The sequence below is a fragment of the Streptomyces sp. NBC_00433 genome (assembly GCA_036015235.1).
Classification (GTDB): domain Bacteria; phylum Actinomycetota; class Actinomycetes; order Streptomycetales; family Streptomycetaceae; genus Actinacidiphila.
In genome coordinates this window covers 8,652,035-8,668,550 of the sequence record CP107926.1, presented here as the reverse complement: position 1 = coordinate 8,668,550, position 16,516 = coordinate 8,652,035, and the positions used below count along the sequence as shown (strand labels likewise).

7 protein-coding genes and 1 CRISPR repeat array are annotated in these 16,516 nt (G+C 67.4%); all 7 genes read right to left on the bottom strand.

Annotated features, from left to right (window positions below):
- Positions 1-568: 568 nt before the first annotated feature.
- A CRISPR array of direct repeats spans positions 569-1,385; the repeat unit is 21 nt; unit sequence GTTCTCCCCGCGCAGGCGGGG.
- A 952-nt stretch (positions 1,386-2,337) separates the two neighbouring features.
- The gene (locus OG900_37545; GenBank protein WUH95306.1) at positions 2,338-2,526 is read right to left on the bottom strand and encodes a hypothetical protein; all 189 of its coding nucleotides are present in this window, start codon (positions 2,524-2,526) and stop codon (positions 2,338-2,340) included.
- A gap of 39 nt (positions 2,527-2,565) precedes the next feature.
- Positions 2,566-3,069, bottom strand: a complete 504-nt coding sequence (locus OG900_37540; GenBank protein WUH95305.1) for a hypothetical protein — start codon at positions 3,067-3,069, stop codon at positions 2,566-2,568.
- A 91-nt stretch (positions 3,070-3,160) separates the two neighbouring features.
- Complete coding sequence (locus tag OG900_37535) at positions 3,161-3,544, bottom strand: hypothetical protein (GenBank protein ID WUH95304.1); 384 nt, start codon at positions 3,542-3,544, stop codon at positions 3,161-3,163.
- Positions 3,545-4,212: 668 nt separating this feature from the next.
- Complete coding sequence (locus OG900_37530; GenBank protein WUH95303.1) at positions 4,213-4,713, bottom strand: hypothetical protein; 501 nt, start codon at positions 4,711-4,713, stop codon at positions 4,213-4,215.
- Positions 4,714-4,788: 75 nt separating this feature from the next.
- Positions 4,789-5,409 (bottom strand): hypothetical protein, encoded by a 621-nt coding sequence (locus OG900_37525; GenBank protein WUH95302.1) that lies wholly within the window; start codon positions 5,407-5,409, stop codon positions 4,789-4,791.
- A gap of 48 nt (positions 5,410-5,457) precedes the next feature.
- A complete protein-coding gene (locus tag OG900_37520; protein WUH95301.1) occupies positions 5,458-5,901 on the bottom strand; it encodes a hypothetical protein in 444 nt (147 codons plus the stop codon).
- A gap of 169 nt (positions 5,902-6,070) precedes the next feature.
- Positions 6,071-15,700, bottom strand: a complete 9,630-nt coding sequence (locus OG900_37515; GenBank protein ID WUH95300.1) for a DUF6531 domain-containing protein — start codon at positions 15,698-15,700, stop codon at positions 6,071-6,073.
- Positions 15,701-16,516 lie beyond the last annotated feature (816 nt).

Sequence of the window (16,516 nt, the reverse complement as noted above, 5' to 3'; positions counted from 1 at the left end):
AACCGTCGACCGGCTTCTACGCATGACGGGCAATCTCCGCTCGCGCAAAGACCACTGCCTCTGCTCCCCGTTCGCAGCGCCGCGACGGGGCACTTCAGCTCGAGCTGAGGTGACCCGTGGCTCCGCGACCCCTTGAAGGTCAAATACAAGGAGACCGCCCGCGGCGGCCTCGCGATCAACGTCATCGAGTGCTGATCCCGCAGCCCTGCACCAGACCCCTTCTCGTCTTTCAGCTCTGTCGGAGCCTCCCAGGCTTGTGGAGCAAAAAGTCCCTCGGAAGTCCCTCCGACAGAGCTGAAAGTCCCTGAAAAGTCCCTGGCGAAAGCCGGCGCCGGCACCGTCCCTGACACGACGCTCCAGCGAGCCCGAGCCTTCCGCGGGAGCCGTTCGGGGCTGGAGACTCGACGGTCATTCAGTGGCAACAGCAACACCGCGCACACCCCTCAGGCCCTCCCCGTACTGCCCCCTCAACGTATGTGCTCCGGCTTCTGCCAGACTCATCTCATGAGCCTGCGGTTGCCGAGTCAAGGGATTGCAAACCCTCTCTAAACCCGCAGGTGGTAGAGGGGTTCTCCCCGCGCAGGCGGGGGTGGTCCGGCTGATCGTCTTGGTGCCCCACGGCGACTTCAGTTCTCCCCGCGCAGGCGGGGTGGTCCGGCCTGCGGCGGCCAAGAGCAGCAGGGCGGCCGGTTCTCCCCGCGCAGGCGGGGGTGGTCCGGAGTACCCCGCGACCGCGCCACGGTCCGGGGTGTTCTCCCCGCGCAGGCGGGGGTGGTCCGGATCCGGCACTGCCAGCCCGCTGGACGACGGCGTTCTCCCCGCGCAGGCGGGGGTGGTCCGGATCTGTGGGCCTACCGCAACCAGACCGCCGAGTTCTCCCCGCGCAGGCGGGGGTGGTCCGCTCACGTCGGGCGAGCGCTGTGGCGCGTCGGCGTTCTCCCCGCGCAGGCGGGTGGTCCGCCGACCACCGCTGCGGCGAAGAAGGTGGACTGGTTCTCCCCGCGCAGGCGGGGGTGGTCCGCAGACCGACCACGTCAATGTCGAGACCATCGCGTTCTCCCCGCGCAGGCGGGGGTGGTCCGTCCCAGGAGTGCGGAATCGTCCACGACTCCTCGTTCTCCCCGCGCAGGCGGGGGTGGTCCGATCATGCTGACGAGTTCCTGCACGTCCTCGTCGTTCTCCCCGCGCAGCGGGGGGTGGTCCGTACGCGTTCACGGCCAGGGAGTGACCGCCGAGGTTCTCCCCGCGCAGGCGGGGGTGGTCCGGTCGTCGGCGTCAACATCGTCACCACCCACGGGTTCTCCCCGCGCAGGCGGGGGTGGTCCGCAGATCGCACTCGGCACGGCAGCCGGTGTCGAGTTCTCCCCGCGCAGGCGGGGGTGGTCTGTGGTGATGGCTGGGGAAGGGGGTGCAACCGGCTGGGGGGCCGGGCTGGAGTTGGCCACCACCAGGTACAGCAGTGTCATGACGCCCATGCCGACCATCAGGGCGGCTCCCAGCCGTTCATTGCGGTACGCCCCGTACACCGCGGCGCCGCTCAGCATCAGGAAGACGAGGAAGGCGAGGTCTATCTGTCCGGTCATCGCCGGCCCTTCGGCTCAAGGAGGCCCAGCCGGGCCCCGGTGTCCAGGCCCGTCGCGTGGTCGCGGGGACCTCCACCCCTTCCGGGGAGTCGGGCGCCATCGGACAGCAAGACGGCGCGACTCTCCCTTGGAGGAGGAGTCGGCCGCACCTCGCGGGGCGACTTCAAAAACGTGTCAGAGCGGGATGGCTGAGGTCCAGCATCGACTTGGGTAGTACCACCAACCCGATATCAGGAATGGCGGCCGCAGAGCGGCATGACGGCCGCCCAGGTCTGCCCCGACAAGGTGACTCAGGTGCTCACATTCGGTGAGATCAACGGGACGTGACACTGGCACGTTCTGCACGGATGGAGCCTAATCGGCCTTCTGGGAGCCAGATCAGCACGAGAAGCGGACACTTCCTGGCCACTACGTCGGCGCGGTGGTGGTGTAACGAGAGCCGCGCTGATCTGCTGTTTGTTCGATGTCAGGTGTTGGGCGATGTGAAAAACGCGCGGCGCCTGGCTCTCGGGCTGGTGTAACGCTCACTCTCCGTCAGCGTTACGCCCGGCCCTGGCGGTGGGTGCACTCCCGCAGGCCGCGCAACCAGCGCACGCCTGACACCAGTCGCTCGGAACCCTGGGGCAGTCGCAGACCGGTTTGTAGTCGTCGAACTCGTCTTCCGGCTCCAGCTCTCCGAGCGGCGCCCGGACGTCGACGTGGACCCGGCCGCCGACCGTTAGCGTCTCCACCCGGGTCCCAGCGGCTGACACCGTCACCCACGCCGCGACACTGCGGTCGGCGCTCGTGACGTCCCTCCAGCGGCGCGGGTGAGGAACACTCGGCGGGCCGCGTACGCCAGCTGGTCGACGCCGGCGCCGGGATCGAGGCGGGCGAGCGCGGACAGCAGCGCGGCATTGGTGAGCAGCGGTTGCGGCAGTAGACCGGCGGTGGCCTGCGCCACGACAGGGACTGGGTACTCGCACTCACCGGCACGTGATCACTATCCGGCCATGGGCATAGGTGCTGGCCGCAAGATCCCCCCTTTACGAGACGCAAGGGAAAGGAAGACATCAAGTCCGTGCCGTGACGCGTCGGCGTCTTCCTGCATGAGGGCGACCTCGCTCCCTTCGTGGATGATGATGGTCACCCCCAGCGTGCGGCGGCCCGCGGCGAGCAATTCTTCATCCTCTATCAGCAGTTGTACCTGGGTGAGAGCACTGCGTGCCGCCGTACGAGCTCGGAAGTTCTCTGCCTTGGCCTCCGCGTACGCCGCAGAGTCGGCGCCATGGTCGTGTTTGGCTATCCACCGCTGGATCTCTGCACCTCGGAGGGTGGCGATGGCCGTCGCGAATCCGCTGTAGGCGGCGAGCCGCTCCTGTCGGACCTGCTGAGAGGAGGCCCGCTCGTCAGATGCCCTGTTCTGGCGGGACTGGACAAGCGTCGATACAACGGCGCCCGCGAGCGTTCCGATTACCGCGATGAGTGTCCCAAGGATCGATTCCATAGGTCCACGCTGTCTCGGGGCTGCGAGCCGCACGGCCGTTTTTGCGACATCTGGACAGCCCGATGAGTGAGCTGAAGCACCATGGCCGTCATCAAGTCGGCGCGCTACCGTTCTCCCCGCGCAGGCGGGGGTGGTCCGAGCAGCTTGTCGTCGACGTCGTGGCCGGCATGGGCGGCATCCCGGACTGGGCAAGAAGTGGCTGGCCGACATCGGCGTCGGTCATCGAAGGCTGGCGGTCCTCGAACGCATGGCGGAACGGGGACCAGAAGCCTTGTACCGGCATCAGCAGGTCGGCAAAGCCGCTGCCAAGGCCGGACTGTTCCACCTGATCATCGTTGGCGGAGAAGGCGCGGACGCACTGAGCGAAGCACCGCAATCGGACCCGAGCCTTGTGATCCACCGCGTTCTCACAGGCTCGGACGCAACCGAGTTGGCGAACGAGCTGATCGAGCCGCACGATGTCGTAACTGGTCAAGGACGCGAATGTCCTTGGGCTGGAAGCTGTCGCCAACGCTCTCGGGCCGGGGGTGACGCGAAGGGGCACCTTTGGGGGTGCTGCCCCTCTCGTCGTGGGGTGGGAAGCGGGGCGGCTCCGCCGCCGTCAGTCGCTCAGGTCTTGCGCGCTTTCACACCTGGGGTTTTGGTGAGCCGCCTTCGGGATTCGAACCCGAGACCTACGCATTACGAGTACGCGAGCGTTCGTGACGCACCATGCCACGGAGTGCCGCCGGATCCTGTTTTGGCTGGTCAAGAGACACGTGCCCGATCCCCTGATGCCGTCTCATACTGCCGCGTCCAAAGGCGTCCGCGCTCCCCTCGCGCTCCCCTTGCAGCGTTCTCGGAGCACCGGCAGCAACGTCATAGAACCAGCGTCGAGTCGGCCAGGCCATCCGACACCCGCGGACCGAGGGACGACTGCTCGCTCCACGAGTACGCCAGCCGCTGACACCGATTCCCCTGGCAACGCGGCTGTAGCAAGCGGACAAACACCGCACCAGAAATCTGCCATCCCAACCATACGTAGCCTCTGCCAACCCTGGAGCGCCCTACCCGTGTGCATTGCGCCAACCCCCCACGGCCTGGCCTTCTGCCCCCGGCCGGGCAGCTATTCCCTCGGCTGCACCGGCATCTTCCTCTGACCCCTCACGCTGCAGATGCGTACCCTCGAGGGGCCGCCCCCGGAGTGAACAGCAGTGCCAGCAGTGCGAATCCGCCCCCGACCCCGACCGCCCAGCCGTACGGAGCCGGTACGACCAAGACCAGCACCATCGCCGCCACAACCGGCCCCGACACCGCGGCGAACCTACGAAACCCCAGCCCCACGCGACCGGCCGACGCCCGACGCAGCCGAAACCCCACGACGACCGGCACCCACCGCACATCCACCACTGCCCGCCCCACCACCACAGCCCCGACCCGAGGACCTGACCCCACCACCACCCGCCCCACCCGACCACCACCCGCCACCACAACCGCCAGTCCGACCAGCGCCCCCACCGGCTGCACGGCGACCATCACCGCCAACCCGCCCAGGATCCCGAGCAGCACCGCCCCCGACCCGTCCTGCTGGAACGCCACCAGCACGACCGCCACCCCACCGGCCGCCGAAAATACCCCCGCCAGCCGCCCCTTGTGGCCGCTCACGCCACTCCACCTCCCACTCGCCCCAACTCGACGAGCACCCTCACGCTCATGGATACGACGCCCCCGGCCCCGCTCTCAGCCCACGGGATCCGGACCCCACGGATCCATACCCTGGGCACGCATCCGGCGCTCATCACCGAACCGCAGAAACCGGCTGCCACGGTACGGCCGGCCCAACTGGGACACCCCGAAGCCAGGAATGTCATCGCCGGCCCAACAAGACAGCAGCTCCCCCATGCCGAAGTCCAGCTCGATCCACGAAGCCGGCGGGGGCACCTGCCTCCTCCAGACAACTGTGGTCCACCGGTCCGGATCACTGTCCGTCATCCGCCAGCACAGCACATCGGACTCCACCGTGAGCCCCCACCCGACCAGCTCATCCGGCTCGCAGTACACATCCCGCACGCCACTGCGCACACCCGCGACCTCCCCCGTGAGCCGCGCGATCAGGCAGGACAGCCGCACATCGGCTGTTATTCCGCGAACTTCACTCGAAGGGTCGTTCAAGTACGTCTCAGAAAACGGGAGAAACACATTGAGGAATCCATCAAAGACGCCTTCACCATATCGGTCAGCGTATTCGACATAATCCCTCGGGAAGCCATGCCTATATTCATGGGCTACTCGTCTCCAGTCGACCGCATAATTAGTGGCGGTTGGCGGTGCGACAAGCTGGAGCAAATTTTTCAAAACCACTCGCACTCCTTCTTGCGCGACGGAAACGTAACGCCCAGCAGATCATTTTTAGGTCGCCGGATCGCCCCCCCACGCATCAACACCCTGACGGCGAAGACTTTTAATGTCGCGGCTGCGCAGGAATCGACTGCCTTGGTATGGAAGTTCCATCTGGGCAACCCCGAAATATGGAATGCGATTGGTGGCCCAACGACAGAGCAATTCGACCATGCCGCAGTCCAATTCGGTCCACGGATCACCGGCGCCGAAGATCACCGTGGTCCATCGATCCGGATCCGGGCCGGTCATCCGCCAACACAGCACATTTGCATCCACCGTGTCCGCCCACCCGACCAGCAACTCTGAAGCGTCATACTCATCCTCCTCTCCCATGAGTCGGGCGTTCGCCGTTGCGCCTCGGACACTGGAGTCGGGGTCGTCGGGGTAGGCGTCCGGGAAGGGAGCATTCACCGACACGAAGTCATCGAAGACTCCCTCCCCGTACACACTCATAAAATCCATATAGTCACGAGGAAATCCGTGACCATACTCTCGCACGGCCCGACCCCAATCCAATCGGATTCCGCCAGAAGCTGGCGGGGTAACCAGCCTCATCAGCTCCGTCAATTCCGGGGAACACCCAGAAGCCGCAGCACGGTCTTTCATGCCAGAATTCACCCTTCTACTTTATGACGTAACCCATATTTACACCCGTCGGACCGTACGTATTGTCGATCTTCATCGTCGAACGCAACCCGGGGACACCGCTCGAATAGTAGCCGCGCGCGGAAAGAAGGAAGCGGTAAGGTACCTTACTGGACGCATTGCGGTACAGTGGCACTACCAAATAGGTAACACTCTGCCCAGCAAGCGCCGCCTTTTTCACTCTCTTTTCCATGGTTACCATGTTGTTGCCCCCGTGACTGCCTGCGCTTCGGTCGTTAGTATTCACGCCCCTGAAGCACGTTGCCAGATTTCTCTGATCTGTACCCGACCCCCCAAGCGTGTCCGCGAGCAAATGGCAAGCGTTCACCACCTTAGCCGGGTCGAGACCCATCACATTATCAACGTAATCCTGAGATTTACTGTATCCCGAAAGCGTTGCCCTCGCGGATCCTGTCACCGGAGATGTTCCCGAAGGTCGGAGACTCTTACCGGTGACACAGGCCAGCACGCCGGTCGCGCGATCTTGCGCATCAAGCGGTAGGGGAAACTGCCAACCTTCACTGGTTCCGGCAGAACAGTTCTGGTTGAGGGAGTCCTTCGGGAGTTTGCACCCGATGGTCGCGCAGACCGCGGCTGTGGTTGCTCCCGCCGCGACGGCGAAGGCGGCGTTGTTGAGGAAGGTGCTGGCGCCGGCGATGTTGATCGCTGCGGCCGGTGCTTGGGCGACGGCTGCGGAGGTGGCGGTGAGGGTGGACTTGCCGATGGATGCGGTGAGGGCGACGGCGTGCCGTCGGATGGCCTCTGCGCGGGCGCGTGCCTCCGCGGCTGCGCGTTCGGCCGCGCGAGCCGCTGCTGCTGCTCGCTCAGCGGCGCTGGGCCCACCGCCGCCGTGGTGGTGGGAGGGGCTGCCGCCACCACCGTGGTGGGTGGGCCTGCCCCCGCCACCGTGATGGGTGGAATCGCCTTCGTCGGGGTTGTAGTAGACCGGGTTCGTGTAGATGGGGTTGTGCGTGACCGCTGACGAGTTCATGGCGCAGAACGCGGCCCCGTATCCGGTGCAGTCGGAGCTCTTGATGCTGTTCGAGCCGGCGGTCCAGGCGTTCCAGAAGACCTCGGCGGCGTCGGCCCAGGGGTTCTCCAACACTGCGAACTTCCCCAGGTCCCCCCAGTTGATGCCGTGTCCCGAGGGGTCGGTACCTATGAGGGGGCTGTCGTTGCCGTAGGTGAAGGGGTTGGCGTTGACGGAGGTGCCGGTGGCGGGGTTGTCGATGGTGTCGGTGGAGGTGAAGGTGCCGGTGGTGGGGGTGTACCAGCGGGCGTGCATGTTGACCTGGCCGGTGGTCGGGTCGGTGTGTTCGCTCTGGTAGCCGACGCTGCCGGTCAGGGTGCTGGCCGCGATCGGAGCACCCCAGGGGTCGTAGGCCGCGGAGCCGGTCAGCGTCGTGCCGTCGGGGGCGTATTGGCCGACCAAGTCGGTGTGGACATCGGTGAAGGCCAGGGTCGCGGGGGTGGCGGTGCCTGCGACGGCAGTGAGGGCGCCGGCGGAGTCGTGGGTGTAGGTGCTTGTGGAGTCGGCGGCGAGGGTGTTGTCCTGGCCGGAGTAGGCCAGCGGCGTACCGGCGGCGGTGGTGGTGCGGCCCAGGGCGTCGTAGGCGTACGCGGTGCTACCCACGGTTGCCTGCTGACCGTACGCGTCGAATGTCGAGGTCGTGGTGAAGCCCGTCGTGGTGACCGTCGAGCCGGTCATCGTGCCGCGTGCGGTGTAGCCATAGCTGGTGGTGCCGTCGAAGGTGAGCTGGTCGCGGGCGTCGTAGGTGAAGGTGCTCGTCCCCGCGGTGGTGCGGTTGCCGTCGTCGTCGTAGCGGTACGGCGTGGTGGTCGCGGTTCCTCCGGTGGGTGTGCTGGTCCAGGAGGTGAGGCGGCCGGCTTGGTCGTAGCCGTAGCTGCTGGTGCCGGCGCCCGCGAAACCGGAAGTGGTGCGGGTGGTGAGCTGGTCGGCGTCGTCGTAGCCGTAGCTGACGGCGGCGACCTGCGTGCCGGTGGGGCCGCTCAGGGTGTCGGACTTCAACCGGTGCAGGGTGTCGTAGCCGAAGGTGCGGGTGTCGCGTCCGCTGCCCAGGGTGACGCTGGTGGGCTGGGAAAGGCTGTTGTAGTGGTAGGCGAGGGTGGCGCCGGTGGCCGGGTCTGCGGTGGTGGCCTGGCGGCCGTCGGTGTCGTAGGTGTAGGTGCTGGTGCCCGCGGCGTCGGTGCGGCTGAGCATGGCGCCGTCGGGGTTGTAGGTGAAGGAGCTGGCGCCGGCCTGGCCCGCGGCGCCGAGCAGTTGGCCGAGTGCGTTGGTGTCGTAGGTCTCCTGCGCGGAGCCGGCTGTCGTGGCGACCAGGTTCTGGTCGAGGGAGTAGCTGAAGGTACGCGCCGCGGTGGGGGCGTCGGCGCCGGTACCGCTCTGGCCGGTGACGTCGCCGAGTGCGTCGTAGGTGGTGGTGAGGGTCACCCCGCCGGGCAATGTGCTGGACGTCACCTGGCCGAGAGCGTCGTAGGCCTGGGTGGTGGTCCGGTCCGCCGGGCTGGTGTAGGTGCTGGTGGCCGGGACGACCTTGGCATCGGGCAGTCCCCAGGGGGTGTATGTGTAGTACGTCGTGTTGCCGTTGCCGTTGGTGTAGGCGGTCTTCTCGCCGGCCGCGTCGTAGCCGTAGCCGGTGGTGATCGCGTGCCCGGCGGCGACCGGTTCGGTCTGGGTGAGCAGGTCACCGAGGGCGTCATAGGTGTAGGTCTCGGTGGTGTGCAGGGCGTTGGTGGTGCTCAGCAGGTTGCTGTCGGCGTCGTAGGTGGCGCTGGTGGTGCGGAGCACGGTGCCGTCGGTGTCAAGGTCCGCGGTGGCGGTCTTGCGTCCCGCGGCGTCGTAGGCCGTACGCTGCCCGCTGCCGTCGGGCAGAGCCGTCGAGAGCGTGTTGTCGTTCAGGTCGTAGGTGTAGCGGGTGGTGTGGCCGCTGGTGTCGGCGGTCGAGAGTGTCCGGCCGAGGGCGTCGTAGGTGGCGGACTGCGTCAGACCGGTGGCCGAGGTGGTGGCGGCGATCTCACCGGCCGGGCTGTACGAGGTGGTGGACTGCACCTTGGTGGCGGCGTCCTGCGAGAGGTAGACGTAGCTCCAGGTGCTCTGGGAGCGGCCGAGGTCGTCGTAAGTGGCGTGGGTGACGGCCCCGTACGGCGATTGCTGGGTGAGCTGGTTTCCCGCCAGGTCGTAGGTGCTGGTCCAGGTGCCGCGGGTCATGGTCCCGGCGACGGGGATGGCGGGGTTGGTCTGGGAGACCTGGTCGCCGAGCTGGTCGTAGGCGTAGTCGGTGGTGTGGCCTGCTGCGTCGGTCTGGGCGGTCAGGTTCCCGTCGCTGTCCCAGGTCCAGGTGGTGGTCGCCGGCAGGGGGTCCGTGGCGCCGGCCGGAGTGTACGAGGGCAGCGTGGTGGCGGTCTTGCGGCCGTCGGCGTCGTAGGCGGTCACGGTGATGTTGCCGCGGGCGTCCTCGGTCTCGGTCTGTTCGCCGAAGGTGTCGTAGCCGGTCAGGGTGGTCGGCGCGGCGGTGCTGGTGCTGCCGTCGACGGGTGAGGTGACAGTGATCGCGGGCGCGACGGTCTGCGCGGGTCGGCCGGCCTCGTCGTAGGTGTAGGTGTAGGTGTTCTGCCGCGGGTCGGTCATCGTGGTGGCCAGACCGCGTTGGTCGTACGTCCACGTGGTGGTCAGGGTCGTGGTGGCGTCGGCCCGCTGGGCCGCGGTGAGCTTGTCGCCCGCGGTGTCGTAGGTGTAGGTCCACTGCTGGGGCGGGTCACCGGCGGCATCGGTGGTCGCCTCGGTGAGTAGGTGGGAGTCCGCGTCGTAGGTGTAGGCGGTGGTGCGCCCGGTGCCGGAGGGGTCCGCGGTCTCGGTCAGCAGGCGGTTGGCGGCGTCGACGGTGTGCCGCGTCGTCAGCGTGCCGTTCTTCGACAGCTGTTCCGTGAGGTTCCCGGCCGCGTCGTAGGTGTCCTGCTCGTCGACGTATGCCGTGCCGGACGCACCGATGTCGGTGATCTGCTTGGTCAGGCCGTTGTCGTAGTAGTCGTAGGTGGTGGTGACGCCGATGGCGTCGGTGACGGTGTCGAGTCGGCCGTCGGGGCGGTAGGTGCGCTGCTCCAGCAGTTGCGCCGCCGGAGTGGCAGGTGTCGCAGCCGAGCCCGTGTAGTTGTCCAGGGTGGTGGTCAGCAACCGCGCTTCCGCGTCGTAGGTGAACGTGTAGTGTCGACCGCCGGGTTCGGTCTTGGTGGCCTGGTTGCCGTAGGCGTCGTAGGTGTAGCGGGTCACGTGACCCATCGGGTCGGTCGCGGTGTCCAGCTGCCCGTGCGCGTTGTACGTGTTGGTCGCCGTACGGGCGGTGTCACCGCCGGTGGTGTCCGACACGGTCGTGGTGAGGGTGTTGCCGTCCGGGTCGTAGGTGTACGTGGTCTGCTGCGTGTGCACGACGGCACCGTTGACCTGGTCGGTGACGGGTGGGGCGGTCTGCGTCAGCACCCTGCCGGAGGCGTCGTAGGTGTCGCTGGTGACGTTGTCGACGCCGGTGCCGGTGACGGTCGTGGTCAGGGCGCGGCCGAGCTGGTCGTAGACGTACGCCGTCCGCAGCCCTGACGGTGAGGTCACCTGGGCGAGGTCGCCGTTGGCGTAGTAGACGTACGAGGTCTGCGCACCGCCCGGGGTCGTGGTGGTGGCCAGCAGTCCGGCCGGGGCGGTGGTCCCCGGCAGGTAACCGGCGGTGCTGCTCGTGGTGTACGTCCGATGGGATATCAGGCCGTCGGTGTGCCCCGCGACAGCGGGAGTCTTCTCGGTGAGCTTGTTGCCGCCTGCGTCGTAGGTGTACGTCGTGCGGTAGGTCGTGTCCCCGGCGTCCGCCGAGCGGCCGTCCGACGAGGTCAGCATCTCGTCGTTGCGGGGATCGTCGGCGGACGTCGTGTTGAGGTAGTAGGTGAAGAAGGACGTCGAGCACTTGGCTGCGGACTTGTCCTGGCAGGTGGTCCGGGAGACCGCGTTGCCCCGGGAGTCGTGTCCGGTCGTGGTCACATCCCCTTGCGGGTCGGTGACGGTGTGCACGAAGCCGCCGGTGTCGTAGCCGTACGAAGTGGTGCCGTCGTCGCCGTCGGTGCTGGAGAGTATCCGTCCGCCGTGGGACAGGTCGTACTGGCTGGACTCGATGCCCGTGCCCGGACCGGTCACCTGGACCGTCTCGGTCGCGATGGTGCCTGAGGAGGCGTGGTAGGCCTTCCACTGGTCGGTGACCTGGGCCGACGTCAGAGCTGTGGCGTAGAGGGCGGCCTGGGCGAGCTGGCCGGAGAAGTACACGTCGGTGCGGTCCGGCAGCGCGTGGAAGCCGGTGCCGGTTCGGCCGGCGCCGAGGTATTGGTAGTCGAGTACGCCGAGGGTGCCGGCGAAGTCGGCGCTCTTGACCAGTGTCCCGTCGAGGTAGAGGGCCTGCTTGGTCGCTGTGCCGGTCAGGACGACGTGGTGCCAGGCGCCGTTGGTCACGGTGGAGGTGGTTGCCAGTTGCGGGGTGCCGGCGCTGGTGAACCAGCCTCCGTACAGTTTCCCGTCGCTGCCGATCCACAGCAGCGGTTCGCCGAGCGTGTCGCTGCCCAGCGGCTCGGAGGCGGAGCCCAGCAGGATGCCGTTCGGCTTGGTGGTCTTGAACCACATCTCAGCGGTGGCCGCGGCCGCGGAGCCCAGGTCCTGCGGGAGCAGCACCGAGGAGTCGACTCCGTTGAAGGTGGCGGCGGTCGGCGCGGTGGCGTCGCCTGCGGAGAAGGGTCCCGCGACCCCCAGCGTGGTGTCGTCGTAGGCCCCGTCACCGCCGTTGACGTCGTCGTCGGCGTCCGAGGAACCTGGGTCGTCACCTAGCGGCCAGTACCCGACCGGGTCGGCGCCGAGAACGGCGGAGCGGAAGACCGCGCTGGAGCCGGTGACGACGGGGCGGCCCAGCGTGTACGTACCGCCGTTCTCATCGGTGACCGACGTCAGCCGGTCCGCGGCCGTGTCGTAGGTCACTTCGGCGGTGACCCGCCCTGACGGGTTGGCCGCCCGGGTCAGGAACGATGCGCTGCTCGTTCCGCTGGTGCGCAGGTCGGTGACCTGGGTGGCGGTCAGCGGGTGGTCGTAGAAGGCGACGTCCGAGATCGAGCCGGTGAAATAGCTGACGTCCGCAGGGGCGTTCAGCCATCCCTGGGCGAAACCTGCGCCAATGTAGGTGATCGCGTTGCGCTGGTCGTCCGGGGCGCCGGCGAGGGTGTCCTGCTGCGTGCCGTCCAGGTACAGCGCCTGGACGCTGCCGTCCGATGACAGCACCGCGTGGTGCCAGGTGTTGTTGTTGACGGTGGAGACCGATCCGAAGTCTGCGGTGCCCGAACTGGCGGCGCTCCACCAGTGTCCGTGCAGTTTCCCGTCCGATCCCACGTACAGCACTGGCGCATAGGTGTGGGTGGCCACGGTCGCGCCCGCGGTCGAAACCTCCTGGTCACCGATGAGGACGCCCTTGCCCGACGTCTTGAACCACAGGGACACCGCACGGCTGGTGCTGGCGTGCAAGGGGGCCGCAGGCACCGTGACGTAGCCCGCACCGGCAAAAGTCGCCGCGGTGGCCGACGAACCTGTCAGCGGGCCGGTCTGACCGCCGAGCGTCACCTTGGTGCCGACACCGGCGTCGGTCTGCTCGTTGGCCAGCACCGAAGACGCTGTGGTACCGCTGCCTGCCGGGTCGTCCAGCCGCCAGTACGAGCGCGGGCCGGCGTCGAGGGCGGCAGCGGGGTAGTTCGATCCAGCAGCGTAGGTGTAGGCGTAGCAGTCGTCCGAGGCGGTCGCGGGGGCCGTGGCGGACGGCGGGCACACCGACGTCAGGTCGTCCCGGGTGTAGCCGTAGGTCCACAGTGCCGCAGTAGCCGCGTCGCCGCCAGTGGCGGCGTCGGTGGTCACCGTGGCCACATGCGGGTGCGAAGCCTGAGGCGGAGTCGTCCACGTGAAGTACAAGGAGCGATGCGACACCGAGCTCTGGACCTGCTTCAGCTCAGCGGAGCTGTCGTACGCCAGAGTCAGGCTGCGACCGTACCTGTCGCTGACCTTGGTGGGCTTCCAGGACGTGCCCGAGGCCTGTCCGAAAGTGTAGGTCGTGCCCGACGTGTCCAGCAGCGCCCAGCCCGCGTTGCTGCCCGGCAGCGGGCCGAACGTCCCGAACTCCCCCGCGGCCGCGGTGTAGACGGCCATTCCCGTCGCGGTCTTCGTGTTGTACGAATGGCCGGCGCTGAACGAGGCACCCGAGTGGTAAAGGAACCGGATACCGCTGGACTTCTGCGTGGCCAGGAAGTCCGTGGTGGCGTCGCCGCTGATGCCGTCGACCGGCGCCAGGTCCACCATGCTGTTCCAGCCGGGGCCGAGCTGCACCCGGGCGGCCAGCGCGCCCGACCCCGTACCGGGGTAGAGCCAGAGCAGGCCGGTGGATATCTCGACGGCGGCGACGTCACCGCGACCGTCGCCGTTGAAGTCTCCGCCCATCAGCTCGGCCATGCCGTTCCAGCCGCCGTCGCCGATCTCGAGCCGGGTGTCGAGCGTGCCGCCGCCCAGGACCGGATACGCGTACAGCTTGCTGCTGGACGTCTCGGCGGCGACCAGGTCCTTCCTGCCGTCGCCCTTCAGCGGCGCGGTCAGCGCGAGGTTGGCCATGCCGTTCCAGCCGCCGCTGCCGATCTTCACGGCGGTGTTCAGACCACCGCCTGCCTTGCCCGGGTACAGCCACAAGGTGCCGTCCGAGGTGCGCGCCGCGATCACGTCGCCGATGCCGTCTCCCGTGATGTCACCGCCGGTCAGCCACTTCATGCCGTTCCAGCCGCCGCTGCCGATCAGCCCCCGGGTCAGCGCCGAGTAGTCGGGGCCCTTGTACAGCCACAGCTTTCCCGTCGTCTGGTCGACGGCGACCGCGTCGTCCACACCGTCACCGGTCTGGTCACCCACACCTGCGATCTGGTGCAGCTCCGAGCTGTTGCGGCCGAAACGCTGCTGGCGGCCGTCGGCACCCGTTACGACGACGCCTCCTGAGCCGTCGTCGTCAGGCTGGACGCGCATATCGGCCAGCGATGACCAGCCCGCTCCGAACGCGCCGGAGGTACGAACGTCCAGCGAGTTGTAGGCCCGGTCCACCTGAAGCGGCGGACCCACAGTGGCGACCTTGGCATCGGTGGCGCTGGTGGTGAAGTTGCCCGCCTCCTCGTCGTAGCCGTGGCCGGAGTTCTGCGCGAGTCGGGAGGCCACCAGGGGTTGGGCGACGGCGGTGGAGAACGTCTGCGTACTGCTGGTCTTCGTCGTCCAGCCGTCGTACGCCGACACCGTCCAGTAGTACGACGTATCCCAGTTCAACGTTCCCACCGGAACATCCCAGTGCTGGGACGAGGTGTAGCCGGACGACGCCAGTTGGGTGCCCGCTGCGTCGTACAGCGCGAAGTTGACGGTGGGCGACGCGGCGGGCCAGCTGTCGGAGTCGGTGACACGGGCCTGGAGCTGTGGGGTGAGTGTCGAGGAGGTGAAGCCGGTCACCGGATACATACGGGAGATGTCCGCCGCCTTGTCCGGCGCATAGGTGAGCTCGACGATGGGGGCGTAGCCGGAAACGTGGTCGGAGTCGAACTGCTTCCAACTGGTCGAGTCGGTGCCCGAGGCGAAGACCGACAGCCCGTTGTTCGGGGTCTGCCCCATCGCGATGTTCTGGAAGTAACCGGTCGACATCTGTACGTACTGCCACTGGCCGGTGCCGGAATCCAGGGAGCTGTTGGCGCACACGGTGGACGACGCGGTCCCGGTCCAGGTGCCGATCGCCGCCGCCGTGGGCGGTCGGTCGGACCACGACTTACTGCCCGTCACACTCCAGGAAGAGGCGACCGGGAACACCTGGTAGGACGTACTCGACCCGCAGGTGGCCGCCCAGATGTCGAACAGCGCCAGCTTCGCCGCGGTGATGTGGTACCCGTTGTTCACCGGCAGGCCAGGGACCTTGATGAACGACTGCCCGATGTGCGCACCGCCGTCGTAAGTCCCCACTTTCAGGACCGACGCCGAGGAGAAGTCCTCGTCGTACGGGTATTCCACATATGTGGTGTCCGTCTGACCGGACGTCGACAACGTCAACGTCGGGTCCACCGTCACCGGGAACTTCAAAGCCGGGTCGTGCAGCCAAGCCGGGTCCAGGGTCATCCGTATCGCAGGAGCGCCGGCCACGGTGATGATCTCGTAGCTCACCGACCAGTTCTCACGGTGCTCACCGGAGACCGGGTCCACCGACGCGTCGAAAGCGTACGCCTTGGGCAGCGAGGCCACCACGGTGCCGGCGTCATCCACCAGCTCCACCGTGCCGTCGGCCGCCGTCGACAGCGAAAGACCGGTCAGCGTCATCGGGAACACCCAGGTCGTGGGCGCCGCAGCCGAATTCAGGACCAGCGACTCCTTGATGCCGTCGCCGTTCGCCTCCAAGAGGACGTTCGTATCCGGCAAAATCCCGTCGTACTCTGCCGTCGAACCCGATACCGACGCGCTGACGCTGCTCGCCCCCGACAGCGACCACGACACGGACTCCGGCACCGGTGCCGACGGGATGGTCATCGTCGCGAGCGGAGCGTCGGGCCCGGTGTCGGCCTGCGCTTCGACAGATGCGGTCGCCGCGGAAAGGGTTGTTGCGGAGAATCGGTCCGCGCCACCGACCACTTGCGACGCGAAGGACACTCCGAGGGAGTTCGCCCCCTCCTGGAGACGCCCGTCGCTGGCGGCTTTCAGGGTCGTGTCTGTCGGCTGCCAATGGCCCACAGCATCCTGGTAATTGACCACGCCCTGCGACACACGACGGGTGTATGTGCCATCCGCGTTGTCGAAGTAGTCGAAGCTCGCACCGGATTTCGCCGCCGCCCGCTTGGACGTGCGTGCGTCGAAGCCGCGCCAGGTCGTGCCGGATGGGCCGGTGTCCGCAGAGGTGTGCAGGTCGGTGGAAGCAGCAAGTTCACCATTGGAACGGCCTGCAGCCTTACCGCTCGGGTGCCCGGCGGTCTGCGGCGCACGATGGACGCGGTCAGCCGACCCTGTTGCCGAGCCCGGACCGGAACCGTCCGCCCCACCCAGCCATGTGAACAGGCGGGACAGCCCGGTACCCACCGACTCGGTCTGCTGGGACGCAGCGAAGGCCATCCCGTCCTGAGCCCAGAAAGCGAGCACCACGGACACCACGACAGCCCAACAATGCCAGCGCACAACCCGCCGCACGACCCCACCCCACCCTTACCGGAACGCACATCAACAAAAGGGCCACGCGCGGCCAGGCAGGGCGGCATACGAGGCGGTGCAATGTAACCTCTGCGAAAGTCCCATCACAATATCTTCACGACAGCGAAAATCTGACCGCCCGACAGAAACAGCGATTTCCCAAAC

Excerpts from the sequence above, each read along its gene's own strand:
- OG900_37540 (WUH95305.1), bottom strand. The coding sequence starts at position 3,069 with ATGGAATCGATCCTTGGGACACTCATCGCGGTAATCGGAACGCTCGCG.
- OG900_37520 (WUH95301.1), bottom strand. The coding sequence starts at position 5,901 with ATGAGTGTGTACGGGGAGGGAGTCTTCGATGACTTCGTGTCGGTGAAT.
- OG900_37515 (WUH95300.1), bottom strand. The coding sequence starts at position 15,700 with ATGACCATCCCGTCGGCACCGGTGCCGGAGTCCGTGTCGTGGTCGCTG.